Genomic DNA, 23,585 nt, shown 5'->3' on the forward strand with positions numbered 1-23,585 from the left:
CCCCCTTACAGCATCGCCATACCTCCATTCACATGGATCGTCTCACCGGTGATGTAACCGGCCTCGCGGCTTGCAAGGAAGGCGCAAGACGCGCCAATGTCATCGCCCTCGCCCATTTTGCCCATAGGTATCTTGGCGTTGATGGTCTCGGTTTGCTTTTCATCAAGCGCAGTTGTCATAGCGGTGCGGATGAAGCCGGGAGCCACGCAGTTGGCGGTAATGCCGCGACTTGCGACTTCCTGCGCAAAGCTCTTCGTCATGCCGGTAAGACCCGCTTTGGCGGCGCAGTAGTTCATCTGCCCCGGATTGCCGGTGTGGCCAACGACGGATGTGATGTTGATGATACGGCCAAAACGGCCCTTCATCATCGGGCGAGCGGACGCACGCATCAGGCGGAAGGCAGCTTCAAGATTGACGGAGATAACGCTGTCCCAGTCGTCATCCTTCATCCGCATCGCCAGACCATCGCGGGTGATGCCCGCATTGTTCACAAGGATATCGATCCCGCCAAGCGTATCGACGGTCGCCGGGATAAGCTCATCGACCTGTTTGCTGTCCGAAAGATTGCACGTGATTTCAACGTGATCGCCTGCCTCTGGTGAACCCACTTCTGCAATGAGCTGTTCGCGGAACAGACGCAATTTGTCGCCATTGGAACCCGATAGAGCAACCCGCGCGCCTTGCTTGGCCAGAGCAATGGCAATCGCAGAACCAATCCCGCCGCTTGCGCCCGTCACCAAAGCGTTCATTCCATCCAGTCGAAACATTTACCGGCTCCTCACCAATCAAAATAATAGATCACAGCGTCTTCGCGCTCGTGCTTAAACCCTTGATAGAGACCGTTTGCCTCAACATTGTCCGGCTCGGTCCCCAACCAAATCTCTTCAATGCCTTCGTCATCGGCTCTGTCAAAAACAGCCTGCATGAGCAAGCGGGCAATACCCTTGCGACGCCAATCGTCGCCTGTGCCGATCTCGTCAAGGTAGAGTTCGGTGGGTTTATCGGGATGATTGTGGATGACCGTCATGACCATGCCAACGACTAGGCCGTCATGGAGCACAAGGCACATCCAATTTGCCGATTGCGCGAGATAGGCGCTCAGGCGGTCTGGGTCGATGGCATGATCGAAGACGCCGGGCGCTATATTGCCAAGAAGGTGCGCGTTGTCCTTGGTGATCCAATGGACCGAAAATTCACTTTGCAAAGTTGATCCTTCTTAGCTCCTCAATTCTGTCATCTAGGTACGCACCTTCGACAATCTGATCACCCATCAGAGCAAATATCCGGTCTCCAATAAAGATGGGGCGCGCATTGCCGTACCAGTCGGTGCAGGATGCTTTACACTCGCCCTCGTCTTCAAGCGCTTGCAGCTCTTCGGCTGCTTTGATCACGCTTTCATCGGGCACAGTCCCAATCTCGCCGATGGGTGCCAGTTGGCCGTCCCTTCGCTCCAAGAACGTCATCGCGGTGGAGGAGCCCAGGAATTCAAAATCATAGCCGTCGAGTTCATTGTTAACGGGCAAGGCCATTACGCCGTCACCGCTTTCAGGAGAGGCACTATCGGGCCGCCAGTAAAAGGCGCGGCTTCGGTTTTCGCCTTCGTCGCTTGCAGGCAAAAGGCTAGTGGATCCAAGGCGAGCGGGTTTGGCCGCCTCGCCAAACTCAATGGTGGTAAAGCCCAATTGCTCGCTCTCGTCCTGCCCGATGACGACACCATCTTTGCCAAGGCGATCGATACGGCTTATCCCATGCTGCAACTCAATGCGCTGCACCCATCTGGCGTCAAGCGGGGTGACAAACACCTCGGGGCTTTCCCCTTCTTCGCGGTAACGCGCGCCGCTGTAGAGTAGGTGCCGCCCGACGTATCGGTTTTGCACGCGCCATCCATCGGGGGCTGGCAGGTCGCGGAACAAGCCTTGCGGAACCGCACGAGTGCCATTGTCCATCGCGTCCAAGGGAACGCGGACTAAAGCGGTTTCTCCATCGGAAAACTCGCTATCCCACATCGTTGCCCCAAAGCCGTCGCTGTCGCCAAAGGTGAACTCGCCTTGCGTGAGGACAAACAGGCTGTCTGTTTCATCGTCTTCGTGGAAAGAAAACTGATCAATCGGCGCGCCTTGGACGCGGATCGCGGTCACGTCAGGGTCATCATAGGCAAAGCGATAGAGGATATAGCCTTCCTCTTCATCGAGCCCTCGCCAGCGCCAGCTTTGGCGGCCTTCTTCGGTCCAGAAATAGGCAGCGTTCTGGCTGAAGTAATATTCACCCGAGCCCGTCCCTAAAACCGCGCGCGATGTGCAGGTGAGTTGGGGCTCCAAAACGGTGCACCGCGTGATCCCATGCATCATATTAGCCGCAGGTGAGATGCGCTCAAGCATGCTGGCGGAAAGGCCCATATCTTCAGGCTTTAGATTGGAGCCAATGCGCTGCCTGCTGCCATCGGGAAGGCGGCGTTCGAGAAAGGGGAGGTTATCGCGCCAATCCTTGTCAAACGGACTTGGACTATAGGTCCACAATTCCCCATCGATCATGCGCGATGCGTAATTGCGCGAGGAGTAATAATCGAAACTCGAAAGGTAGTGGGTGTCGATGTAGGAAAGCGCGCCCTCCTTCGACAGATTGAAACGAGAAATTTCGGTGCCGTCCTCTCCATAGGAATAGCCGATCACCACCACCATGCCATCGGACAGCAGCATTTCATCATACCATGTGTCGTCGGGGTCGGGGTCATCGGGCGGAAATGCGTCAATGCTGGAAACCGTCTCCAACGCATTGCCGCCGTGGCGCACCACATGCACCCGCCCTCGCCTCAGGATGACGAGATATTCGCCCGTCGCTTTGACAATGCCGCCTTCGTCGATGCCTTCTTCTTGGTTGTTGGTGATGGCGACTTCTACCCGTTTGGACCCCGTCACGATGATTGTGTCTTCTTGGTAGCCGCTGTCTGGTAGGGCCATGAGCCTCTTCGCCTCGCGCGATTGCGCCGCGATATAGGCGTCGATCTCCGCCTCGCTTGCGAAGGTGGGTATGCTGCCGGGATTTCGGTCGATGGGCGGCAAGGTAGCGCAAGCGCTTAGCCCAAGAGCGATAGCGCCCAAAAGCAGCGAATGTATCCAGCGCATAGCCAATCTCTCCCCAAAGCGTCTGGGAAGGAGACTAATCAGGAACTATACCAGATGTAAGTCACTAAGGTCGCATACTGCCACCTATTGTTCAGATGGAGCTCGCAAATCCCTCGAGGTCTTCCATGGTGATGAGGCTGGTGGTTTCAGCCTCGCCAGCGATCTTGCGGATCATCGGGGCAAGCACTTTGCCGCCTAGTTCAACGAAATGCTCCACACCGTCTGCATGCATGGCTGCAACGCTCTCGCGCCAGCGCACACGGCCGGTGACTTGCTGGACCAGCAAGGATTGCTCTTCGGCAGGGTCGGTCACTTTGCTTGCGGTAACATTGGCGTAAAGCGGCAAGGCAAGCGCGCCGGGTGGTGTTTCGCTAAGCGCTTCTGACATGCGGTCGGCGGCGGGCTGCATGAGCGAGCAATGAAACGGAGCCGACACGGGCAGCAAAACGCCGCGTTTGATCCCGTGTTCTTTAACCAGAGCCACGGCGCGTTCAATCGCGCCCTTGTGGCCTGAAACCACGACTTGGCCCGGGTCATTGTCATTGGCGACTTCGCACACTTCGCCATCGGCGGCCGCTTCGGCAAGTGCGCTGGCTTTGGCGATATCAGCGCCAAGAAGCGCTGCCATGGCGCCCTCACCCACAGGAACAGCGGCCTGCATCGCAGAGCCGCGCAGTTTCAAGAGACGCGCCGTGGTGGAAAGGTCAAACGCGCCAACAGCACAAAGCGCGGTGTATTCGCCCAGCGAGTGTCCTGCCACGCATGAACCAGCCTCGGAAAGCTTCACTCCGAATTCAGCTTCGAGCACGCGCAAGGTCGCAATCGCATTGGCCATAATCGCAGGCTGTGCGTTCTCGGTAAGGGTCAGCTGATCCTCTGGGCCTTTTGCCATGATCGCGGAAAGTTTAAGGCCAAGCGCCTCATCCACTTCCTCAAATACTTCGCGCGCGGCGCCGCTGGCGGAGGCAAGCTCAGTGCCCATTCCGACTTTCTGACTTCCCTGTCCCGGGAACACGAACGCTTTCATGTGAATTCTCCTGTTGGAGCGAGCCGTTACGAAGCTCGTGCTGGACCTGCAAGCCCAAAGGGCACAACCCTGTTGGCAGCTGTGTGCCCGATCTCGGCGCGCCCAAGGTAGGGAATACCCGCCCGCGCGCACCAGAACTTGGCGATTTCCACCTCGTCCGAGCCGAAAGGAATATCGTTTTCAGGAATGTCCGTCACCGCTCCCAAGCGAAGTCCAGCAATGCGCGGCAAGCTTCCTGCAAGCGCGAAGAACACGCGGTCGATAGCGTAGTGTGCTTCCGCGATTTCCTCGACCATGACCACATGGCCGGTAAGGTCAGGCATGAGCGGCGTCTTAGCGAGCATCGCCAGTGTGATGAGGTTGAAGGCAGCGGTGGGCGTTGCTCCATCAAGGCTCGGCTCAAGGCCAGAATTATCCCCGCCAAACCAACGCAGTACCCTCCGCGCCGATTCAGGACCACTCGAAGAGCTCGCGCTGATCGGCATCGATCCATGCGCACATTGGCCAATCCCGGCCTTATACAAAGCGCCCAACAAATAGCCGCAGTCAGAATAGCCCACATAGGTCTTTGCCTTGGCCGATGCGTTCATCCGCGCAATCGCCGCCTCTGCGATCCGGTTTGAGCCGTAACCACCGCGCGCAAACCACACCGCATCAAACGAGGGATCATTGGCGCAGTCGAGCAATCCGCCCAGCCGCGTCAGATCATCGCCCGCAAAATGCCCAGAACGCTCAAAACACTGATCATGGAACGTCACCGAGTGATCGGGAAATTCCGCTGCAACCAGAGCCTCAAGGTTGGCTGCATGCTCGCGGGTAATGGCTCTTGCCGGTGCACAAATGGCGATATTTGTCATGATGACAGCCTAGGGCGCTTGTAACTCGCGTGGCAAGCCCATAACCATATCCGCTATGAGTGGATCAGTGGACGAAGCGCCTGAAGAGCGCCCTTTCTTTTTCTGCGGTATCGGCGGGTCGGGTATGCTTCCCCTTGCGCAATTAGCGCAGGGGTTTGGCCACGAAGTGGCAGGCTCCGACCGTTCCTATGACCAGGGCCGCACGCCTGAGAAGTTTGCTTGGCTGTCTGGCAATGGCTTTACCCTGTTTCCGCAAGACGGCAGCGGGATTACCTCGCCCGAACAGGTTTTGATCGCATCGGCCGCGGTGGAAGACACCGTCCCCGAGGTCGCCCGCGCGAGGGAACTTGGCTGCGAACGGATGACGCGGGCTGAGCTTTTGGCGGAACTTTTCAATGGCGCGGGCTATTCGGTCGCTGTGGGTGGCACATCGGGCAAAAGCACTGTCACCGGCATGATCTCGTGGATCATGGCTGAGGCTGGCCATGACCCAACTGTTATGAACGGCGCGGTGATGAAAAACTTCGTCGACGACGCAAATCCTTTTGCCAGCGCGCGCGTCGGCTCCCCGCAGATTTTCGTAAGCGAAGTCGATGAGAGCGACGGCTCTATCGCGCTTTACCGTCCCACAATCGGCGTTCTCTTAAACGTCAGCCTCGACCACAAATCAATCGAAGAGCTGCGCGTTCTTTTCGGCGATTTCGTCTTCGAGGCAGGCTGCGCCGTTATCAACATGGATGACGAGGAATCGCGCGAGCTTGCTGGCCGCGCCTCGCAATTGGTCTCTTTCGGGATCGAGGATCAGACTGCCGATATCATCGTCGAGCCTGATAGCATTGAACACGGACCTTTGAGCATTCGTGCCGTCTTGATCGATAACCGCGACCGCAAGGTTTACCCGCTCGACCTGCCCATGCCCGGCTTGCACAATCTAGCCAACGCCATGGCAGCGATTGCAGCGATGAGCGCGGCGGGGATTGAGCTCAGCCGGTCAGTCTATGCACTCAGCCGCTTCAAAGGCCTTGCGCGTCGGTTTGACGTGATTGGCACTTCGAAGAGCGGCATCAGCGTCATCGACGATTTTGGCCACAACCCAGAGAAATGCGCAGCGACCTTGCGCACTTTAAAGGCGACCGAGGGCCGCGTGATCGCCTTCTTCCAGCCGCATGGATACGGGCCCCTGCGCCAGATGGGCGATGAGCTTGCCCAGACCTTTGCCCGCGAGCTTGGCGAGGATGACATCACTATCATGTGCGACCCCGTCTATTACGGGGGCACAGTGGATCGCAGTGAGGGGACCGAGCGGATCATCGGCCTCATCGAGGAAAATGGTGGCTCAGCTCAGCATATCGCAAGCCGCGAGGCTTGCGGTGACCGGATTGTTGAACTCGCAAAGCCCGGCGACCGCATTGTCATTATGGGCGCGCGCGATGACACTTTAAGCAGCTTTGCAAAGAGTATTTTCGAGCAGTTGGTTTGACATACTACCACCGCCTTTGGACGTCTTGGTTCCTTTGGATCGGAGCTCCATTCGCTGGAATGATTTGCATGCTCGTTTTCATCGTTGTTTCCTATCCGGTTGACGGTGAGCATCTGACGTGGGCAGCCACAATTTTGGGTGTCTGGCTATTTTTGGGGCTTTTCAGACTGGCTGATCGCTATTCCTGCCCGGAATGCGGAAGCAGCATATGGAGAACGCCGCGACTATTCGCATTTTTTGGTTTTTGCTTCGATTTTCTGCCGCCGCCGACCAGATGTCGCAAATGCAGCCATAGCCTGGGAACAGAAATACAGAGATGACGATTTACCGCCTCGCTGTGCGCCATATGCAGATGATGCTGTTTGCGACATTGGCCGCATTTATGTTTGTTATAACGATAGACAAATGGATTGGCCATTCGACCTGGGCCTTTGCGGCGGCTGTGCTGATGCTCATTGTCGTCAACGCAAGGATGCGGCAATTCAACTGCCCCAATTGCGGCAAGAACCTATTCTTTCGCGGTATCATAATTGTGCCTTGGCCCAATAAGACTTGTGGCAATTGCGGCACGGATTTGGATGCCTCTTAGGGCGCGCCTGCTTTTTCCTTGGCGACTGCGGTTTGATACGCCTCCCGCGAAGTCAGCCGCTTACGGTATGCCTTGAGCGGCTCAGGAATACGCTCATCGAGCCCGACCGCTTTAGCCAGAACCAGCGCGTATCCCACGCAAATGTCCGCAATGGTGAAACGATCCGCGCACAGATACTCGCGGGTCTCCAAACGTTGCTCGATCTTCACAAGCCGCTTTTCAAACCAATCGGCATAGGCGTGGCCCGCATCTTCCCAGCCCTTGTGCTTCTCGAACAGGGCAAAGCGCATATAGACCGTTTGCGGAAAGGTGATCGTGGCGTCGGCGTGATAGGTGTAGTCGAGATACTCGCCGTAATCGGCCTCACCCGGAGCAACGACAAGCGCGTCCGCCCCGCCCGTCACAGCCAAGTAATGCGCAATCGCGCAGCTTTCGGTCATCTGGGTCTCACCGTCGATCAACATTGGGATCGTGCCGAGCGGATTGGTCTCCAAATATTCCGGCGCTTTGTGACGCGGCGGGAATGGGAGGACGCGCAGGTCCAGCTCAACCCCAGCCTCCTCGGCGGCCCATGTGCAGCGCTGTCCGCGAGAGCCCGCGCAGGTGTAGAGGATGGGAAGGGCCATCAATGCGCTCCCTCATAACCAATCACCTTGTGGAGCAGGAATGCGATAATCGCGCCCAGGATCACCCCGATCACCGCAGAAACTGCCGCATAGGTGAACCAGCCGCCAATCCCGCCAAGCACACCTGCCACCGCGTATTCTGCGCCGTGCGCAAGATCATACAGCAGGTGGAAGCCGATTTCGTGGGTGCCGTGCACAATAATGCCGCCGCCAACCCACAGCATCGCCGCTGTACCAATCACCGAAAGCGCGGTCAGCAATTTGGGCACAAAAGCGACCAGCCCCGCTCCAAACTTTTGCGCCGCCTCACTATCGCGCTTGGTCAGCGCAAGGCCGATATCATCAAGCTTCACGATGATCGCGACCGTGCCGTAAACAACCACAGTCACCACAACCGCGACAATCGCGAGCGCTGCACCCTTTTGCCACAGGCTTTCCGCGATCACTGCATTCTGCGTCAGCTCATTAAGAACAATGGCCATAATCTCAGCAGACAGGATGAAATCGGTGCGCACGGCCCCTGCGATGCGCTGTTTTTCGAACGCCACGGGATCGTCGATCTCATCTTCGACCGTCTTGCCGTGCTTTGCCCCGCCCAGCTTCTCCATGATCTTTTCCGCGCCCTCATAACAAAGGAACGCGCCGCCGATCATCAGCAGGTAAATGACCAGCCACGGGGCAAAATAATCGAGCAGCATCGCAATCGGCAAAAGGATGATGAGCTTGTTGAACAGGCTCCCCTTAGTGATCGCCCAGATGATGGGAAGCTCGCGCGCCGGGGAAAGCCCGGTCACATAGCTGGGCGTCACGGCCGCATCGTCGATGACAACGCCCGCAGTTTTGGAGCCAGCGCGGCCTGCTGCTGCCGCAATATCGTCGACCGACGCCGCAGCCGTCCTCGCAATCACCGCCACATCGTCAAGCAGCGCAACCAATCCTGATGGCATGTAAAGTTCCTCATTATTTCTCAACGTCATGCATGACCACGCGCAACACGCCAAGCGTTCTGCACTTGCATTCACCGACAAAAACGGTATGTGCCCGCAACCGTTCCGAAATAGGTGCGGCCAAAAGAAAGCCGGAGGGGCCCTGCAATCCCGCAGATCAGCCAGCGATCGGCATTACAGTGTAAGGACAAGAAGTATGGCTCTTTATGAGCACATCTTCCTCGCGCGTCAGGACCTGAGCCAGGCTCAAGTTGACACGCTGGCGGCCACGGCGACCGAAATCGTCGAAGCGAATGAAGGTAAGGTCGTCAAGACCGAAACCTGGGGCCTTAAATCCCTCGCTTACAAAATCGAGCGCAACCGCAAAGCGCACTTCGTAATGCTCAACATCGATGGCCCGGGCTCTGTGGTCGCTGAACTTGAGCGTCAGACCCGTATCAATGAAGACGTCATCCGCTACATGACCATTCGTGTCGACGAACACGAAGAAGGTCCAAGCGTAATGATGCGCAAAAACGAGCGCGATCGTAAGCGCCGTTCAGACCGTGAGGAGCGCGACTGATGGCCCGTCCTTTCTTCCGCCGCCGCAAGTCTTGCCCGTTCTCAGGCAAAGACGCCCCCACAATCGATTACAAAGACGTGCGTTTGCTCCAGGGCTTTATGTCCGAGCGTGGCAAAATCGTGCCTTCGCGCATCACCGCCGTCTCAGCCAAGAAGCAGCGTGAACTGGCCAAAGCCATCAAGCGCGCACGCCACATCGGCCTGCTTCCTTACATCGTGAAATAGGAGAGAAAACATGGATATCATTCTCCTTGAACGCGTCGAGAAACTCGGCACGATTGGCGATGTTGTCACCGTTAAGGATGGCTACGCTCGCAACTTCCTTCTTCCGCAGAAGAAAGCCCTGCGCGCAAACGATGCCAACAAAGCAGTGTTTGAAGCCAACCGTGAGCGTCTCGAAAAAGAGAACGCTGAAAAGCGGACCGTTGCTGAAAGCGCTGGTGAAAAAGTGGCTGGCGCTGAGGTTATCCTCATCCGTGCAGCTTCGAACACTGGCCAGCTCTACGGTTCGGTCAACGTTCGCGACATGGTTGCAGGGCTCACTGAGCAAGGCCACGATGTTGACAAAAAACAAGTCATCATGGGCGCGCCGATCAAAACCATCGGCATGCACGATGTGACCGTTGCTCTGCACCCTGAGGTGCACGTGACGGTGAAAGCCAACGTTGCCCGCTCTGACGATGAAGCTGAGCTTCAAACTCAAGGCGTCGACGTTCTTGCGCAAATGTTCGAAGAAGAGCAGCGCGAGATCGAAGAAGCCGCGGCCGATACCAAGATCGACAATGAAGGTCTTGAGCCTGGCGAAATCCCTGAGGAACTCTTCGAAGACGGCGCTGCGCCTGAAGGTGAAGAAGCTTCCGAGGAAGCCGCCAGCGAGGAGAGCGAAGGCTGAGCCTCTCGCTTCTCAGAAAAGCCAATCAAAAGGGCGCGAGAGTCACACGACTTTCGCGCCCTTTTTGTAAAAGGGGTCAAAGACCCCTAAATATGACGACAATAACAATAGGAAAAAGCATATATGACACCCATCCCCACCATCCTTGAACAACTGCAGCAGCACTACACCCAGGCCGTCCAAACGCTTCGTGAAGACGTTATCGCCTATGGCAAAGGCGGGGTAATACCCCCTGAGCGCAAACGCCATGACGGCTCTTATGCCTATCCTCAGCTGACACTGCATTATTCAGGAGTGGGAGACCCCCAAGATCGCACGCGCGCTTTTGGTCGGTTGGAAATGCAAGGGACTTATACGACCACCATCACCCGACCTGATCTTTTCGCAGACTACCTCACAGAGCAATTGGAGCTTATCTCCGCCGAGTATGAAGTCGACGTGACTGTCAGCCGCTCGCGTCAGGAAATCCCCTTCCCTTACGTGCTAGACGGCGAGGCAGGTGCCGCCATGCAGGGGATCGCCCCGCAAGATATTGCTCAGCACTTTCCTTCGACGGATCTGTCGCTGATTGGGGACGAGTTGGCCGATGGCATCGAGTTTGACGAAAACTCTGACATGCCGCTCTCGATCTTTGATGGGTTGCGTACAGACTACTCGCTCGCTCGCCTTGCCCACTATACCGGCACCAAGGTTGAGGACTTTCAGGACTTCATCCTCTTCACCAATTACCACCGTTACGTCGATGAGTTTGTGAACTGGGGCGCGCAGCAGATCGGCGAGGATGGCTATATCGAACTCAAAGGTGCGGCCGGCCTCCACATCGAGGAAAGCACCGACAACGCGCAGGCCCAGCTCGATGACACCGCTTGGCGCAAGCACCAAATGCCCGCCTATCACCTCATCCGTGAGGACGGCAAAGGTATCACCCTTGTCAACATCGGCGTTGGCCCCTCCAACGCAAAGACCATTTGCGACCACTTGGCCGTCCTTCGCCCTCATGCCTGGATGATGATCGGCCACTGCGGCGGGGTACGCTCCAGCCAGAAGATCGGCGACTTTGTGCTCGCTCACGCCTACCTTCGCGATGACCATGTACTTGACAGTGTGCTCCCGCCTGAAGTGCCCATCCCACCGATTGCAGAGGTCCAACTCGCCCTCGCCTCTGCCGCTGAAGCAGTCTCAGGCGTCCAAGGCGCGAACATCAAACAGCGCATGCGCACAGGCACAGTCGTCACCACCGATGACCGCAATTGGGAGCTTCTCTACGCCAGCTCAGCGCGCCGCTTCTCGCAAAGCCGCGCGATTGCGGTGGAGATGGAAAGCGCTACAATTGCCGCTCAAGGTTACCGTTTCCGTGTGCCTTACGGGACGCTCCTCTGCGTCTCGGACAAACCACTCCACGGAGAGATAAAACTGCCAGGACAGGCGAACAAATTCTACGAAGAGGCTATTGCTGCCCATCTTCAAATCGGATTGGAAGCCTGCAAGCACCTGCGCGATGAAGGGGACCGTTTACACTCCCGCAAGCTGCGCGCGTTCAATGAGCCGCCGTTTAGGTAAAGTCCAGTGCGGAAGACTACACAGTTACACATCCGCAAGACCCTAACCAATCTTGGCGATAGCTTGGAGTATGAAACACGCCACTGAAAAATGGCTTCACCGTATGGGAGACAGCCTTTTCGTGGCTCATCTTATCTTACTAGTCGGTGCGACCTTAACTTTAAATTTCGCGCCCTGGCCTGGCCAACCAGTTACGCTAATCCCTTTAAGTAACCATGGGGCACAAAACCTCGCCGCGCGGGCGACAATGTCTGGAACGCAAATCCTAACACGAGGAAAGATTAAAGGCTCACTTGTGGTGCGTGCGAGAAAGTATGATTTTTTTCGTTCCCTTGTAGATGATCACATCTTGCTTCTCAGCGCCGCAGTTCCTTTATGCGGCGCCGATGACGCCCGGTTGTCAAAATGAACCTAGAGGTTGACGATCTGCGCATAAAGGGACTCCAGCTCGCCGCAATTTTCGGATGGTTGGCCACGATCCTACTCCTTGCCTTGGTCGGAATGCAGGGAGCGCCTGCATTGTACGCTGCAGGCTTGAGTGTCCTGGCAAACATTTTCCTTACCTATTGTGCACTTGCACGAAAAACAGACACGATAGCTCGGCTAATCGCCGGCTTGATGGCCGCATTTCAGCCCAGTCTGTTTGTTTACACGATGCAGGGAGAGGAATGGCAGAGTGACATGCACATGTACTTCTTTGTTGCTCTCGCCTCACTCACCCCGCTTCTGGATAAGCGGCCGATCCTGCTCGCCAGCGGCTTTATCATCGTACATCACGCCTTGCTGAGTTATATCGCCTCTGCTTGGGTTTTCTATGGAGAAACCACGGTTTATCGGGTGGGCATCCATGCCGCTGCGGTCATATTGATCGCCATCATACTCTGTTGGATCACGGCTAATCTGCTTCTCCTGATTGAGAATGTTCATTCCTCACACACGATCGCAGTAGAGCAATCAAGTGAACTCGAAAGGAAAGCAGAAGACCTCAAGATCGCGCTGGAACAAATAGAAAAAGAACGCAGCGCAAGCATGACTATTATGGATGACGCGCAGAAAAGACGCCAAGCAGACTACAAAAACTTTGCTGCCAGCTTTGAAGATTCGATCAGCCGCGTCACCCATGCCGTTGCGAGCACCGCCGGTTTGCTCAAACGCAGCGCACATCAACTCAAACTTATCGCCGAACAGGCCGGCAATGAAGCCTCACAGATGGTAAGCTCAGCTGAAGCTGTGAGCAAAGCGGCCAACACCGTTGCAGCAGGCGTCGCGGAACTATCGGTCTCCATATCGGAAGTGGCAGACAACGCTGGTCAGCAATCCAATTTGAGCAAAGAAGCCAGCGAACGTTCTGGTGGTGGAGGCGATGCAATTCAGATGCTAACCGCGCAGTCTGAAACCATCGGCGAAGCGACGCGGTCAATCGTCAGGATCGCAGAGCGCACAAATTTGCTCTCGCTCAATGCCGCGATTGAGGCGGCGTCTGCTGGGCCTGCAGGACGCGGTTTCAGCATTGTTGCCAATGAGGTCAAACAGCTCGCAACCCAGGCAAGCGATGCCGCGATCAGGATCGACGCATTTCTCGGCGGGGTTCGCTCGGGCACGCTCGAGGCGGAGCGCAGCTTTTATGAAATCGAAACGGCAATCGATGAGCTTGATGCCAACGCCAGATCAATCCGCAACGAGGTGGAAACCCACCGTCAGTCCGCCGATACAATAGAAAACTTTGCGCGCGACGCTGCAAGCGACACGGGCCAAATGGTGGAGAGCAGCAAAGCGTTATCACAGCGGGCCGGCGAGGCGCGGCAGTTGTCTGGTGAGCTGGACGAGGCGGCACAAAGCCTTGCTGAACAAGTGCGTCAGCTTGACGAGTCTGCTCAAGCATTCCGAGCGCAGTTGAACGCCGCTTAAGAGGGTGTAGGCTTTATAAATCGGTCCAGCACAAGCGCAGCGACAATCCCCAAGAAGGCTGCAAAAAACGCGGCGATTTTTATTGGCTGAGCAAGGGCTGCAATCCCGGCAAATTGATCCCTTCCCGCATCTTGGATGAGTTGGATAAACTGCAAAGTGGTCTCGGTGTAATCTGTAAGACCAAAAATCACAGCGGCAGCGGCAATGAAGAACCCCAGCCCCCTTAAAAACCCCACCCGCTTGGTCGAAAACTCGCGCCCTGCAAGGAAGCCCCCAAGCGCATAAATCCAAATCCAGCCAAGATCGCACAGGACCGCAATGATTGCGAGATCGCGCACACCGGCGTCCTTCCACTGGGTCTGTATTTCATTGACCCGCGCCGCTGTGCCTGCTGCCTGATGATCGAGAATGCTAAAAGTGCCCGCGCCCTGCTCCACGGCACCCGTCGCAACCATAACTCCGAGGAAAATTACAAGGCTAATCAGCCACAGCTTGACGCTCACCTTTTCTTGCATTGCTTATCCCCTCGTTACACCGCGGTCAGCCGGTGAAGAAATCGACAAGAGCTTGGCCGAGGGCTGCGTCTGCAACGCTGCTCATATGCGTCCCCGGTACTTCGCGGTAACAACCATCCGGCAGTGCAAGCGCTAAGTCTTTAGCCGATCCATTGTCTTGATCTTTATCGCCACAGATGAGCGCTGTGGGCATAGTGATTTTGGCAAGGTCGCCTGTTACCACATCGTCAACAGCGCCGAGCAGCAACCGCGCTGCTACGCGGTCTATGCCCATGGTTTTTATGAAGCTTTTCGCCATAAACGCCGGGTCTTCGCGCTTGATCTCATCGAAACGATCAATGGCATCAATGAAAAAGGCGGAACGGTTCTTCCAACCCGAAAGCCCCTGTAGCCCCATCCCGCATAGTGCAAGGCGGCGCGGGGCTAGACCGTCAATCACACCCTTTGCCGAAGTGCGCGCGCCGAGGGAGAAACCGGCCAGATCATAGTCGCTAAGCTCAAAATGCTCGACCAGCGCTGCAAGGTCCTTTGTGAGGACACCCACCGGGTAGTCTCCAGCATGATGCGACTTTGCACTATTTGCGTGCGCGCGAAGGTCGGGCATGATGCATCGAAACCCGGCATCTGCCAGCTTTGCAGCATGGCCGAACTTGATCCAATTCATCTCAGCGCTTGAGAACAGCCCGTGAACGAGCACCAATGGACGCCCCTCACCCATCACTGTGACCGTCAGTTGAGCGCCATCAAAACTTGCAAAATTGTGCTTGCTCACCTTTGGGCGAGGCCTTTTTGCTCAAGCCGCCATTTGGCCATATCGACGCGGTCTTGTCCAAAAAAAGGCTCACCATCGACCACCAATGTGGGGACGCCCCAATGGCCCGCCGCGTGCAATGCGTCGGTGTTGCCCGCGATCTCTGCATCCAGCGCTTCTGCATCGGACGCCGCCTCTGCTTCAAGCTCTGCAAAATCGAGCCCCGCCCGCGTCGCAGCGCCAGCCAAATGATCGCCCTCGTGCCAGTTTTCGATCGAGCCATCCCAAATGATTGGTGCAACTTCGGCAGCGAACTGAAGCCCCTTGCCTCGGCGTGTTGCGGCCTGTCCCAAGCGGCAAATGCGGAAAATATAGGGTTGCTCTTCGGCAATCTTGCGGGTTGCAAAGTCCTGCACAATCGGATCAGGGCGTGGCCAGCTTAAAGGGATATCAAGGAACTGCGCGGCCCTGATGCAGTCTAAGAGGATATACTGAGGCGCCGCGGGATTGCCTGTGAACAGAATATCAGGATCGCGCACCGCAATGGGCAATACCGTGCGAAGCGTGATGTCGAGATCATACTCGCGCACCATGTCCCGATACCGGCCAATCGCCAGATAGGAATAAGGCGAACGGAAGCTGAAATAGAGGTCCGCCTGAAGCGTTTTGTCCTTTGTCATTTTGGCAGCTTAACGCGCTTCACCAGAAATGACAGCCTCATCTAAAGAAGCACTGCGTCCCTGCATAAAGCATCGTTACCGCACCGGAATCAACAAAACCGCCCATGGTATCGCTAAGCGCAAATTCCTCACCCAAGGTGCTGCCCTCAATCGGTGCGTACCCTGTGACATTAGCGAGGTCTTCGGCTGACATGCCAATACTCACATCGCCATCGAGCTGGATTTTGTCAGCCTCCCCTTCGGGCGCAGTCCCGATGTTCCAGCCCACGAGCGAGCCTTCTTGGAAATTGACGGTGAACTCGCCCGGGTAAGTTGTCATCGCCATAGGCCCTGCGCCGCATTCCTCGATATCGTTGCGGACAACAGGCTCGCCCAACACCTCAGCCAACGCGCCTTCGACTTCGTTGCGGCCGGCAGCGAAGAAGAAGCTCTCAGCGCCTGCGACCAGCCCTTCACCATGAAGCGCGACAAGGCCCTCATTAGCGATATCGACCGGCACATCGCCCGCCATTCGGTCCGCTGGCGAGGGCACTTGCCCACTGTCGCATGATACGAGGAGAAGCGCGCCTGTGAGGCCAAAGGCCACCTTTCCGAAGACTGTCTGAAGAGGTCTTTTCATCATCATTCTTTCCACCAAGCTGCTTTGCGAACCACCGGAACCATCAAAAGCGCCCCCAAACCGGCAAGCGCCATATCCTTTTGTGCATCGAACATATCGCCTTGCTCTCCGTTATAGGCACCTGCCGCTTCGGGTGCGAGTGCCAAGGTGAGTGTCCACTCAAATATCTCGTAGATGCCTCCAAAAGCGAAGACAAAGGTCACGGCAAAGACCCAAGCAAGCCGCTTTGTCATACCCCAATAACGCACACCCACCTCAACCATGGGCGGCATGGTTAGGACGCCGAAGAGGAAGTGCACAAGGCGGTCAAAGTGATTGCGCTCCCACCCAAAGGCCGCGCTGACCGCCCCGCCCGTCCAATCGTCATAGGGTACGAAACTGTAGGACCATCGCGCGGCGAACAGGTGCAAGATGACAAAGGCAGCCATACAAGCCGCCGAAGCGTTACTCACGGGCCAGCGGCGCAATGCAAGGTAAGCGGCGGGAAACATCAGCGCGACAGGGCCGACTTGTAGCCAAGTGTTGGCCGGGTAAAGCGCTCCCCATGCGCTCAGCGGGATACCGATCGCAACCAGCGCGAGCATCCACAATTGAGCGCGGGCGAGAGGGAGCATAAGGGTCAGCCTTTTTTCAGGTGACGCCGCCCGAGAAGTTCTGCGATCTGCACCGCGTTCAAGGCCGCCCCTTTTCGCAGGTTGTCCGAGACACACCAGAGCGCGAGGCCATTCTCAACCGTTGCATCTTCGCGCACGCGGCTGATGTAAGTGGCGCTGTCGCCCGCAGCCTCAACCGGGGTGACGTAGCCTTCATCCTCGCGCTTATCGATCAGCATGATGCCGGGGGCCTCGCGCAGAATCTCTTGCGCCTGCTCGGCGGAGATCTCTTTCTCAAACTCGATGTTCACAGCTTCCGCGTGCCCGACAAATACCGGAACACGCACACATGTTGCGGTGAGTTTGATCTTAGGGTCGAGGACCTTCTTGGTCTCGACCGTCATCTTCCACTCTTCTTTGGTGAAACCATCGTCGAGGAAGACGTCGATGTGAGGAATAACGTTAAACGCGATTTGCTTGGTGAACTTCGCAGGCTCGACCGGATCACCAACGAAGATTGCGCGGGACTGTTCGAACAGCTCATCCATACCCGCTTTGCCAGCGCCTGAGACCGACTGATAGGTCGAGACGACAACGCGCTTGATTGTCGCTGCATCGTGCAATGGCTTCAAAGCCACTACAAGCTGCGCGGTCGAGCAATTGGGGTTCGCGATGATGTTGCGCTTGGAATAGCCGTCAATCGCATCCGGGTTCACCTCTGGCACGATCAGCGGCACGTCCGGGTCCATCCGGTAGAGCGAGCTGTTGTCGATCACCACGCAGCCAGCGGCCGCCGCTTTGGGCGCATATTCCTTCGCCGGGCCAGAGCCTGCGGCAAACAGGGCAATATCCCAGCCAGCCCAATCGAAGTGTTCAATGTTGCGGCATTTGAGCATCTTGCCCGTGTCGCCATATTCAACCTCGGTGCCGTGGCTGCGCGAGCTTGCGACAGCGGCCACTTCATCCGCTGGAAACTCGCGTTCGGCCATGATCTGCATGACTTCGCGGCCCACATTTCCGGTCGCGCCGACGACTGCTACACGGTAGCCCATTGATGGTATTCCTTCAGTTCAATCTTAAAAGTGAGTTTTCATGGCAGCCGATACACAGCTTTGGCGGCAAAAGGCCAAATATTTCGACTTTCAGGGGCACCAGATTGCCTATTGGACCGGTGGGAATACGTCTGCACGGCCGTTATTGCTCGTGCATGGCTATCCGACCTGCGCATGGGATTGGTCGAGCGTTTGGGAGCAGCTTGGCAGAGATCATCAGCTGATCGCCTGTGATATGCTGGGATTTGGGCTCTCGGGTAAGCCGCGCTCCGGCTATTCGATCCACAAACAAGCGGACATCCAAGAGGCATTGTTGGCGCATCTTAGCATTGGCGAATTTGACGCGCTGGTGCACGATTACGGGGTATCAGTCGGCCAGGAAATGCTCGCTCGCCAACAGGACGGATCGGGCGCGGCGGGGCTAGGCAAAATGGTCTTCCTCAACGGAGGCATCTTCCCCGATCAGCACCGCCCTGTGACCATGCAGAAAATCGGCGTGTCGCCCTTTGGTTTCTTGCTTGGCCTTTTGATGAACCGTGAGAGGTTTGGGCAAAGCTTCTCCCAAGTCTTCGGCCCGGACACAAAGCCTTCGCCCGAGGAACTTGACCAATTTTGGGAGTTTATCGCTCACAATTCCGGCAACCGCATCATGCACAAGCTGCTGCACTACATTGCGGATCGGCGCACGCATAAGGAGCGCTGGGAGGCGGCTTTGCGCGGGGCAGAGGACAAAATCGGTCTGATCAACGGCGCGCTCGACCCCGTGTCTGGCAAGCACGCCTATGACAAATGGCGCGAGGTGGTGCCGGGGGCGCTGCATCATTTGCTGCCAACGATTGGTCACTACCCGCAAGTTGAGGCGCCTGATGAGGTGGCGGCTAAGGCGTTGGAGTGGTTGGCTGACTAAGTACCCAACAGTCGTACTTCGACAAGCTCAGCACGAACGGAAGCATTCAACGAACCGTTCGTCCTGAGCCGGTGGCACTACGCGCCCTCTTCGACTCCGAAGGACGAACCCGCGCAAGCGGTCCCTGATCACTCCGGCGGCGTCACCCCATGCGCCTCAAGGAAGCGGAAGATTGAATTCCACATATGCGGACTGATCTGCTCGCCCGACACGCGGTGCGTGTATCCGGGATAGAGCATCATCTCGAAGGGCACATTGTTCTCTTGCATGACGCTGATCAGTTCTGAGGAGTTTTCAAACACAACATTGTCATCGGCCATGCCGTGGATGAGGAGCAGCGGGTCGCTGATCTTGGTCGCATCGGGGATGGCACTGGCCTTTTCATACGCCTCAGGCACCTCGCGCGGGTCGCCCATAAAGCGTTCGGTGTAATGGGTGTCGTATAGCTCCCACTTGGTCACTGGCGCACCGGAAATGCCCGCTGCATAAAGCCCCGGATCGGCCTGAAGCTGTTTTAGCGTCATGTATCCGCCATAGGACCAGCCATAGAGCGCGATCTTTTGCGGGTCGACAAAGTCCAGCGTTTTCAGGAACTGCGCGCCGGTCTTCTGATCAACCACCTCAACCCCGCCCATCGCGCGGTAGATCGGTTGTTCGAAGTCGACCCCGCGATTGGCGGTGCCGCGGTTGTCGAGCGCGAAATAGATATAGCCCTTGTCGACCACAGCCTGCGCGAGCGCCCCGCCCCAGCCCTTGTCGACGATTTGCGGGCCGGGCCCGGAATAGTGATAATAGAACACGGGGTATGTCTTGCCCGGCTCCATATCCGGTTTGAGCATCATGTAATGAAGCTCGGTCCCATCCTCTGCCGGGATTGTGCCGTATTCCGGCATCGTATGTCCAAGCAGGAACGGCGTGTAAGGGTGGTCTTCACCAAGCGCGTTTTCTTCGACCCATGCAAGACGCTGGCCAAGATCGCCTGCAAGATAGCTCTGCGTCGGCTGATCGGGGGCTGAGCGGCTTACCAGCATTAGGCTCCCGGTTGGGTCCATGCTCGCAGTGTTGGTGTAGTCGGTGTCGGTCAGGCGCTTGGGCTCTGAGGCTTCCGAGAGGCTTGCAGAATAGACTTGCTCTGTCAGCACGCCCTCAACGGCGGTGAAGAAAAGTTGGTCTTTATCCTGATTGATCCCAACGAGCTTCGTGACCGGCTCTTTGAGGCTCGTAAGCTGCGTCCAATCGGTGCCGTTGAAGCGGTAGAAATTGCCAAAGCCATCGCGCTCAGACCACCACAGCAAGCTGCCATCCGAGAGGAAGCGATAGTTGTCGGAAAGGTTAATCCAATAGTCTTCGCGTGCGGCTTTTTCCGTGAACCAGACCTCGCTCTCGCCCGTCGCTGGATCGACTTTGAGCATATCGAGCACGGTTTGCTCGCGGTTTTGGCGCTGGACGTAGAGCATCCCGTCCGGCCCCCAATCGACCCGCGCGATGTAGATATCCGTGTTCTCGCCAAGGTCGACCTTCACGCGGTTTCCGCCATCGGGGTCCATCACGTAAAGCTCGACAATCGCATTGTCGGAGCCCGCTACCGGATAGCGTTGGTCGAAAACTTGCGTGCCCGTTGCACCAATCGCTGCGCGCGTCACAATCCCAACCGGGCTTTCATCGGTGCGCTGAACGGCAAGGCGTGTGTCATCGCCCTTCCACCAATAGCCGGTAAGCCGGCTCATCTCTTCTTGCGCGACAAACTCCGCCTCGCCCCAGCGGATGGTGTCATTCTCTTTGGGAGTGATAGGCGCCGCGTCCTCGCCGACTTCCCCGACCCACAACTGCCGGTCGCGGATGAAGGAAACGTAGCCTGCGGTGGGTGAGAGTTTAGGATTAAGTTCGCTTTCCTCTGTGTCGGTCAGGCGCTGCACATCACCATCAAGCTTCGCAAAATAGAGATCGCCATCGATCGGCACCAATACGCCAGACGCATCGCTTGCCCATTGATAGGTGATGATGCCCTTAAGACTCCCAACCCTGAGGCGCTCACGTTGCATCTTTTCGTCTTCGGAAAGCTCGCGGCCTGTCCCGATCGCCTCTGAATCGACCAGCATGCGCCATTCGCTCGTTTTGAGGTCAAAGCCCCACAGGTCGTAGCGTGAGGCATCTTCGTCGCGGTTGCGCAACAGCGTCAAATATCGACCATCAGGTGAGAACTTAACACCGCGCGGAGAAGAGCCATTCAAAGACGGTGATGCAAAAACGCGCTCAAAAGTGAGCTCTGGGCCAGTTTCAGGAATATCGGTCATGTGGTCATCGGCCAGGGCTGTTGTGGAAAGAAGTGCGGCGGAAGCAGCGGCTAAAAAAAGCGCATCGGGTGTTATACCTTAGTTATTGTAGCGTTTGCTCAACGCTTGGCTTGCTTAAGGCGTTCCTTGCAATGCACACGCGCAAAGGCAAGACCCGCAAACGAAAAAGGGCGGCCCGCAATGGACCGCCCTCTCAAAATCCTTGTAGGTTCGCTCTTACTTCTTAGGAGCGTTCTCACGACGTTCTGCGATACGCGCACGCTTACCGGTGCGGCCACGCAGATAGTAGAGCTTCGCACGGCGCACGACGCCGCGGCGCACAACAGTGATGCTGTCAACGATCGGCGCATAGAGTGGGAACACACGCTCCACACCTTCGCCAAAGCTCATTTTGCGCACGGTGAAGTTGGAACCCATCCCGCGGTTCGAACGCGCGATGACCACGCCTTCAAAGTTCTGAATACGCTCCCGTTGGCCCTCTTTCACCTTCACGCCGACACGAACGGTGTCGCCTGCGCGAAATGATGGAATGTCTTTTTCAACCTTGCTGATTTCTTCAGCTTCGATTTGCTGGATCAGGTTCACTGGTCCGTTTCCTTTTTCTTTCGCCGCGCGCCAGAGGCAGACAGGACCGGATCGCCACGATAGCGATCCCATAAGTCCGGCCTGCGTAACCGAGTGATTTCTTGCGCCTTAGCCTCGCGCCAAGCCGCAATCTTCGCATGATCCCCCGATCGCAGCACTTGCGGGATCGTGCGCCCTTCCCATGTCTGAGGTCGGGTATAGTGGGGATACTCAAGCAAGCCGTCCTCAAACGACTCTTCAGTCCCACTAGAAGCCGCGCCCATTACGCCGGGAAGCAGCCGAATGCAAGCATCAAGTATGGTGATCGCGGCTGTTTCGCCCCCGGAGAGGACGATGTCGGCAAGGCACACCTCCTCGATTTGGGGGCGAGCCTCGAACAAGCGCTCGTCAAAGCCTTCAAACCGGCCGCACAGGATGGTGACGCCGGGCCCTGATGCGAGCTCGCGAATGCGGGTTTGCGTGATGGGTTTGCCGCGCGGGGTCATGGCGAGGACGGGAGCGTCATTGCTGACGCTATCGAGTGCGCGCGCCATCACATCGGCCTTAAGCACCATGCCTGCCCCGCCCCCTGCGGGCGTATCATCAACCTTGCGATGTTTATCGATGGCAAACTCGCGCGGGTTGAGGGTGGCAAGCGACCAATCACCGCGCTCCAGCGCCTTGCCCGCAAGGCTAGCACCAAGGGGACCGGGAAACATCTCCGGGTAGAGTGAGAGGATGGTGGCGGCGAAGGTCATTAGTCCTTGCTCAGATCAATAGAGTAGATTTTGCACGTGATGCGAAAAGCCAGCGGCCATACGATAACGAGCGAGAGAAATGCGCCAAAGGCAAATGTAGCTAAGTTGGTCGCATACTCTGATGCGGTTCCATCGAAGACCTCATGAAGGATCGCGGTCGATACGCCAAGCAGTGCCATGAGAGGAAACAATCCTGAGATGGCCAAAGCTATCTGACGTTGCGGAAATTTTGGAAAGGCCATTCCTGCTATTGCTGTGACGAAGATCGACGCAATCAGGCTGAAAACAAACAAGAAAGCAGTCATCACCAGACCACCAAAGACTATGAATCCGAAGTCCAATTCACCCCATCCTTCGCCCGCGTATCCACATTGAGCTCAAACACATCAGGCCGCGAGTAATGCCCGTCGGTATCAAGGCTGGTTAGCCCCTTTCCGCGCTCTGCCAGGTCGAGCTGCGCGTACAAAATCTCTTCACCTTCACCGGCCTCAGCCAAAACCCGCGCATCGGGCGCAATAATCATCGAGCCACCGCGATTGAGCGCCTCGCCCTCAATCGCCTCGAACAGCTCCCGCGCCTCCGCCGAACCGCCCACACGCTCCAACCCATCGAACAGATCATCGCGATGCTGCACCAGCCCTGCGGCAAGGACAAAGCACCGCCCCTCCATCGCATAGTGCCGCGAGGCAATCGCATATTCCTCGCGCACCGTGGGCCAAGCGGCGACATGCACCGCCTCGCCCAGATTGTGCATTGCGGCGCGCGCAAGCGGCATCCAGTGCTCCCAGCAGATGAGGTTGCCCACATTGCCCCACTCCGCCTCATGCACGCCCAAAGTCGAGCCATCCCCGCGCATCCAGATGAGCCGCTCGCCATGCGTTGGCACCAGCTTGCGGTGGTCCAATGGCGGCAGGCCGGGGCGGAAGAGCAATTGGTTGTTGTAAAGGCTAGAGCGCAGCCGCTCATGCGCTCCGAGAGAGATGCAAGCCCCGCTCTCATCGCACAGCTCCTGAAGCGGCAAGAGCCTTTCGTCGCCTGGAACGATGGCCTGATCCAACATGATGTTGTGACACGCACGCGTTCCCGGATGATCCCAAAGCGCCGCCCCCGGAGCCTCATCCAGCCACAGCGGATAGCCACCCAGAAACGTCTCGCCAAAGGCCACAAACTGCGCGCCCGCCTCAATCGCTTCGCGCGACAAACGGATCGCCTTCTCAATCCCGCCATTGAAATCCAGCGGAGTGGGAGCAGCCTGGCAAATCGCGACGCTTAAGTTAGTCATG

Annotated in this window: 26 protein-coding genes; 8 read left to right on the forward strand and 18 right to left on the reverse strand. The window is 57.0% G+C overall.

Annotated features, from left to right (window positions below):
• Positions 1-5: 5 nt before the first annotated feature.
• The 5 genes from fabG to AC0V61_RS16455 form a co-directional block, all read right to left on the reverse strand.
• Complete coding sequence (fabG, locus tag AC0V61_RS16435) at positions 6-767, reverse strand: 3-oxoacyl-[acyl-carrier-protein] reductase (protein ID WP_486159333.1); 762 nt, start codon at positions 765-767, stop codon at positions 6-8.
• An 11-nt stretch (positions 768-778) separates the two neighbouring features.
• Positions 779-1,204 carry a GNAT family N-acetyltransferase gene (locus AC0V61_RS16440; RefSeq protein ID WP_486159335.1) on the reverse strand — a complete coding sequence of 142 codons (426 nt, stop codon included), beginning with the start codon at positions 1,202-1,204 and terminating at the stop codon, positions 779-781.
• A complete protein-coding gene (locus AC0V61_RS16445; protein WP_486159337.1) occupies positions 1,194-3,122 on the reverse strand; it encodes a beta-propeller domain-containing protein in 1,929 nt (642 codons plus the stop codon). The genes AC0V61_RS16440 and AC0V61_RS16445 overlap by 11 nt, the downstream gene beginning before the upstream one ends.
• A gap of 91 nt (positions 3,123-3,213) precedes the next feature.
• Positions 3,214-4,149: an ACP S-malonyltransferase gene (fabD, locus tag AC0V61_RS16450; protein ID WP_486159339.1), complete on the reverse strand. Its 936-nt coding sequence runs from the start codon at positions 4,147-4,149 to the stop codon at positions 3,214-3,216.
• 26 nt (positions 4,150-4,175) lie between these two features.
• Positions 4,176-5,006 carry an LD-carboxypeptidase gene (locus tag AC0V61_RS16455; RefSeq protein WP_486159341.1) on the reverse strand — a complete coding sequence of 277 codons (831 nt, stop codon included), beginning with the start codon at positions 5,004-5,006 and terminating at the stop codon, positions 4,176-4,178.
• Between the two features lie 55 nt (positions 5,007-5,061).
• Here AC0V61_RS16455 and AC0V61_RS16460 point away from each other — a divergent pair, with 55 nt between their 5' ends.
• The gene (locus tag AC0V61_RS16460; RefSeq protein ID WP_486159343.1) at positions 5,062-6,486 is read left to right on the forward strand and encodes a glutamate ligase domain-containing protein; all 1,425 of its coding nucleotides are present in this window, start codon (positions 5,062-5,064) and stop codon (positions 6,484-6,486) included.
• A gap of 316 nt (positions 6,487-6,802) precedes the next feature.
• Positions 6,803-7,075 carry a hypothetical protein gene (locus AC0V61_RS16465; RefSeq protein ID WP_486159345.1) on the forward strand — a complete coding sequence of 91 codons (273 nt, stop codon included), beginning with the start codon at positions 6,803-6,805 and terminating at the stop codon, positions 7,073-7,075.
• Here the strand turns inward: AC0V61_RS16465 and AC0V61_RS16470 are convergent.
• Entirely contained in the window at positions 7,072-7,701 is a 630-nt protein-coding gene (locus AC0V61_RS16470) for a glutathione S-transferase family protein (protein WP_486159347.1), read from the reverse strand. The two genes, AC0V61_RS16465 and AC0V61_RS16470, sit on opposite strands and share 4 nt — an antisense overlap.
• Entirely contained in the window at positions 7,701-8,648 is a 948-nt protein-coding gene (locus tag AC0V61_RS16475) for a DUF808 domain-containing protein (RefSeq protein ID WP_486159349.1), read from the reverse strand. The genes AC0V61_RS16470 and AC0V61_RS16475 overlap by 1 nt, the downstream gene beginning before the upstream one ends.
• Before the next feature lie 196 nt (positions 8,649-8,844).
• Between AC0V61_RS16475 and rpsF the strand changes: the two genes are divergently transcribed.
• The 5 genes from rpsF to AC0V61_RS16500 all read left to right on the forward strand — a co-directional run bounded on the left by rpsF (position 8,845) and on the right by AC0V61_RS16500 (position 13,569).
• A complete protein-coding gene (gene rpsF, locus AC0V61_RS16480; protein WP_486159351.1) occupies positions 8,845-9,210 on the forward strand; it encodes a 30S ribosomal protein S6 in 366 nt (121 codons plus the stop codon).
• Entirely contained in the window at positions 9,210-9,434 is a 225-nt protein-coding gene (gene rpsR, locus AC0V61_RS16485; RefSeq protein ID WP_247271356.1) for a 30S ribosomal protein S18, read from the forward strand. Before rpsF ends, rpsR begins: the two co-directional genes overlap by 1 nt.
• 10 nt (positions 9,435-9,444) lie before the next feature.
• Positions 9,445-10,101: a 50S ribosomal protein L9 gene (gene rplI, locus AC0V61_RS16490; protein ID WP_486159353.1), complete on the forward strand. Its 657-nt coding sequence runs from the start codon at positions 9,445-9,447 to the stop codon at positions 10,099-10,101.
• Between the two features lie 123 nt (positions 10,102-10,224).
• Complete coding sequence (locus tag AC0V61_RS16495; protein WP_486159355.1) at positions 10,225-11,661, forward strand: AMP nucleosidase; 1,437 nt, start codon at positions 10,225-10,227, stop codon at positions 11,659-11,661.
• Positions 11,662-12,279: 618 nt separating this feature from the next.
• Positions 12,280-13,569: a methyl-accepting chemotaxis protein gene (locus AC0V61_RS16500; RefSeq protein WP_486159357.1), complete on the forward strand. Its 1,290-nt coding sequence runs from the start codon at positions 12,280-12,282 to the stop codon at positions 13,567-13,569.
• On the opposite strand, the gene AC0V61_RS16505 is transcribed toward AC0V61_RS16500, so the two are convergent.
• From AC0V61_RS16505 to AC0V61_RS16530, 6 genes are read right to left on the reverse strand one after another with little or no spacing between them, the layout of a single operon-like run.
• Positions 13,566-14,084, reverse strand: a complete 519-nt coding sequence (locus tag AC0V61_RS16505; RefSeq protein ID WP_486159359.1) for a hypothetical protein — start codon at positions 14,082-14,084, stop codon at positions 13,566-13,568. The two genes, AC0V61_RS16500 and AC0V61_RS16505, sit on opposite strands and share 4 nt — an antisense overlap.
• 25 nt (positions 14,085-14,109) lie before the next feature.
• Positions 14,110-14,856, reverse strand: coding sequence for an alpha/beta fold hydrolase (locus tag AC0V61_RS16510; RefSeq protein ID WP_486159361.1), 747 nt, complete (start codon positions 14,854-14,856; stop codon positions 14,110-14,112).
• Positions 14,853-15,515 carry a DsbA family protein gene (locus AC0V61_RS16515; RefSeq protein WP_486159363.1) on the reverse strand — a complete coding sequence of 221 codons (663 nt, stop codon included), beginning with the start codon at positions 15,513-15,515 and terminating at the stop codon, positions 14,853-14,855. The genes AC0V61_RS16510 and AC0V61_RS16515 overlap by 4 nt, the downstream gene beginning before the upstream one ends.
• A gap of 37 nt (positions 15,516-15,552) precedes the next feature.
• A complete protein-coding gene (locus tag AC0V61_RS16520) occupies positions 15,553-16,134 on the reverse strand; it encodes an aspartate-semialdehyde dehydrogenase (protein WP_486159365.1) in 582 nt (193 codons plus the stop codon).
• A 2-nt stretch (positions 16,135-16,136) separates the two neighbouring features.
• The gene (locus AC0V61_RS16525; RefSeq protein ID WP_486159367.1) at positions 16,137-16,748 is read right to left on the reverse strand and encodes a DUF2238 domain-containing protein; all 612 of its coding nucleotides are present in this window, start codon (positions 16,746-16,748) and stop codon (positions 16,137-16,139) included.
• A 5-nt stretch (positions 16,749-16,753) separates the two neighbouring features.
• A complete protein-coding gene (locus AC0V61_RS16530; protein WP_486159369.1) occupies positions 16,754-17,779 on the reverse strand; it encodes an aspartate-semialdehyde dehydrogenase in 1,026 nt (341 codons plus the stop codon).
• A gap of 40 nt (positions 17,780-17,819) precedes the next feature.
• Between AC0V61_RS16530 and AC0V61_RS16535 the strand changes: the two genes are divergently transcribed.
• Entirely contained in the window at positions 17,820-18,686 is an 867-nt protein-coding gene (locus tag AC0V61_RS16535; protein WP_486159371.1) for an alpha/beta fold hydrolase, read from the forward strand.
• Between the two features lie 128 nt (positions 18,687-18,814).
• Here the strand turns inward: AC0V61_RS16535 and AC0V61_RS16540 are convergent, their stop codons facing one another.
• From AC0V61_RS16540 to AC0V61_RS16560, 5 genes are all read right to left on the reverse strand, one after another.
• Positions 18,815-20,980, reverse strand: a complete 2,166-nt coding sequence (locus AC0V61_RS16540) for a S9 family peptidase (protein WP_486159373.1) — start codon at positions 20,978-20,980, stop codon at positions 18,815-18,817.
• 216 nt (positions 20,981-21,196) lie between these two features.
• Positions 21,197-21,565 (reverse strand): 50S ribosomal protein L19, encoded by a 369-nt coding sequence (rplS, locus tag AC0V61_RS16545; RefSeq protein WP_486159375.1) that lies wholly within the window; start codon positions 21,563-21,565, stop codon positions 21,197-21,199.
• Positions 21,562-22,302, reverse strand: a complete 741-nt coding sequence (gene trmD, locus AC0V61_RS16550; protein WP_486159377.1) for a tRNA (guanosine(37)-N1)-methyltransferase TrmD — start codon at positions 22,300-22,302, stop codon at positions 21,562-21,564. Before trmD ends, rplS begins: the two co-directional genes overlap by 4 nt.
• The gene (locus AC0V61_RS16555) at positions 22,302-22,643 is read right to left on the reverse strand and encodes a hypothetical protein (protein WP_486159379.1); all 342 of its coding nucleotides are present in this window, start codon (positions 22,641-22,643) and stop codon (positions 22,302-22,304) included. Before AC0V61_RS16555 ends, trmD begins: the two co-directional genes overlap by 1 nt.
• On the reverse strand, positions 22,625-23,584 hold the full coding sequence (locus AC0V61_RS16560; RefSeq protein WP_486159381.1) for a carbon-nitrogen hydrolase family protein: 960 nt from the start codon (positions 23,582-23,584) through the stop codon (positions 22,625-22,627). Before AC0V61_RS16560 ends, AC0V61_RS16555 begins: the two co-directional genes overlap by 19 nt.
• Position 23,585: the final 1 nt, after the last annotated feature.

The organism is Erythrobacter sp. JB1-4 (genome assembly GCF_057365025.1).

What these genes read in the sequence shown, in the direction of transcription:
- rplI (WP_486159353.1), top strand. Translation starts at nt 9,445, where the DNA reads ATGGATATCATTCTCCTTGAACGCGTCGAGAAACTCGGCACGATTGGC.
- AC0V61_RS16475 (WP_486159349.1), bottom strand. Translation starts at nt 8,648, where the DNA reads ATGCCATCAGGATTGGTTGCGCTGCTTGACGATGTGGCGGTGATTGCG.
- trmD (WP_486159377.1), bottom strand. Translation starts at nt 22,302, where the DNA reads ATGACCTTCGCCGCCACCATCCTCTCACTCTACCCGGAGATGTTTCCC.
- AC0V61_RS16495 (WP_486159355.1), top strand. Translation starts at nt 10,225, where the DNA reads ATGACACCCATCCCCACCATCCTTGAACAACTGCAGCAGCACTACACC.
- AC0V61_RS16525 (WP_486159367.1), bottom strand. Translation starts at nt 16,748, where the DNA reads ATGCTCCCTCTCGCCCGCGCTCAATTGTGGATGCTCGCGCTGGTTGCG.
- rpsR (WP_247271356.1), top strand. Translation starts at nt 9,210, where the DNA reads ATGGCCCGTCCTTTCTTCCGCCGCCGCAAGTCTTGCCCGTTCTCAGGC.
- AC0V61_RS16520 (WP_486159365.1), bottom strand. Translation starts at nt 16,134, where the DNA reads ATGAAAAGACCTCTTCAGACAGTCTTCGGAAAGGTGGCCTTTGGCCTC.
- rpsF (WP_486159351.1), top strand. Translation starts at nt 8,845, where the DNA reads ATGGCTCTTTATGAGCACATCTTCCTCGCGCGTCAGGACCTGAGCCAG.
- AC0V61_RS16540 (WP_486159373.1), bottom strand. Translation starts at nt 20,980, where the DNA reads ATGACCGATATTCCTGAAACTGGCCCAGAGCTCACTTTTGAGCGCGTT.
- AC0V61_RS16535 (WP_486159371.1), top strand. Translation starts at nt 17,820, where the DNA reads ATGGCAGCCGATACACAGCTTTGGCGGCAAAAGGCCAAATATTTCGAC.
- AC0V61_RS16470 (WP_486159347.1), bottom strand. Translation starts at nt 7,701, where the DNA reads ATGGCCCTTCCCATCCTCTACACCTGCGCGGGCTCTCGCGGACAGCGC.
- AC0V61_RS16465 (WP_486159345.1), top strand. Translation starts at nt 6,803, where the DNA reads ATGACGATTTACCGCCTCGCTGTGCGCCATATGCAGATGATGCTGTTT.
- AC0V61_RS16455 (WP_486159341.1), bottom strand. Translation starts at nt 5,006, where the DNA reads ATGACAAATATCGCCATTTGTGCACCGGCAAGAGCCATTACCCGCGAG.
- AC0V61_RS16515 (WP_486159363.1), bottom strand. Translation starts at nt 15,515, where the DNA reads ATGACAAAGGACAAAACGCTTCAGGCGGACCTCTATTTCAGCTTCCGT.
- fabG (WP_486159333.1), bottom strand. Translation starts at nt 767, where the DNA reads ATGTTTCGACTGGATGGAATGAACGCTTTGGTGACGGGCGCAAGCGGC.
- AC0V61_RS16500 (WP_486159357.1), top strand. Translation starts at nt 12,280, where the DNA reads ATGGCCGCATTTCAGCCCAGTCTGTTTGTTTACACGATGCAGGGAGAG.
- AC0V61_RS16460 (WP_486159343.1), top strand. Translation starts at nt 5,062, where the DNA reads ATGAGTGGATCAGTGGACGAAGCGCCTGAAGAGCGCCCTTTCTTTTTC.
- AC0V61_RS16445 (WP_486159337.1), bottom strand. Translation starts at nt 3,122, where the DNA reads ATGCGCTGGATACATTCGCTGCTTTTGGGCGCTATCGCTCTTGGGCTA.
- AC0V61_RS16530 (WP_486159369.1), bottom strand. Translation starts at nt 17,779, where the DNA reads ATGGGCTACCGTGTAGCAGTCGTCGGCGCGACCGGAAATGTGGGCCGC.
- AC0V61_RS16505 (WP_486159359.1), bottom strand. Translation starts at nt 14,084, where the DNA reads ATGCAAGAAAAGGTGAGCGTCAAGCTGTGGCTGATTAGCCTTGTAATT.
- AC0V61_RS16560 (WP_486159381.1), bottom strand. Translation starts at nt 23,584, where the DNA reads ATGACTAACTTAAGCGTCGCGATTTGCCAGGCTGCTCCCACTCCGCTG.
- fabD (WP_486159339.1), bottom strand. Translation starts at nt 4,149, where the DNA reads ATGAAAGCGTTCGTGTTCCCGGGACAGGGAAGTCAGAAAGTCGGAATG.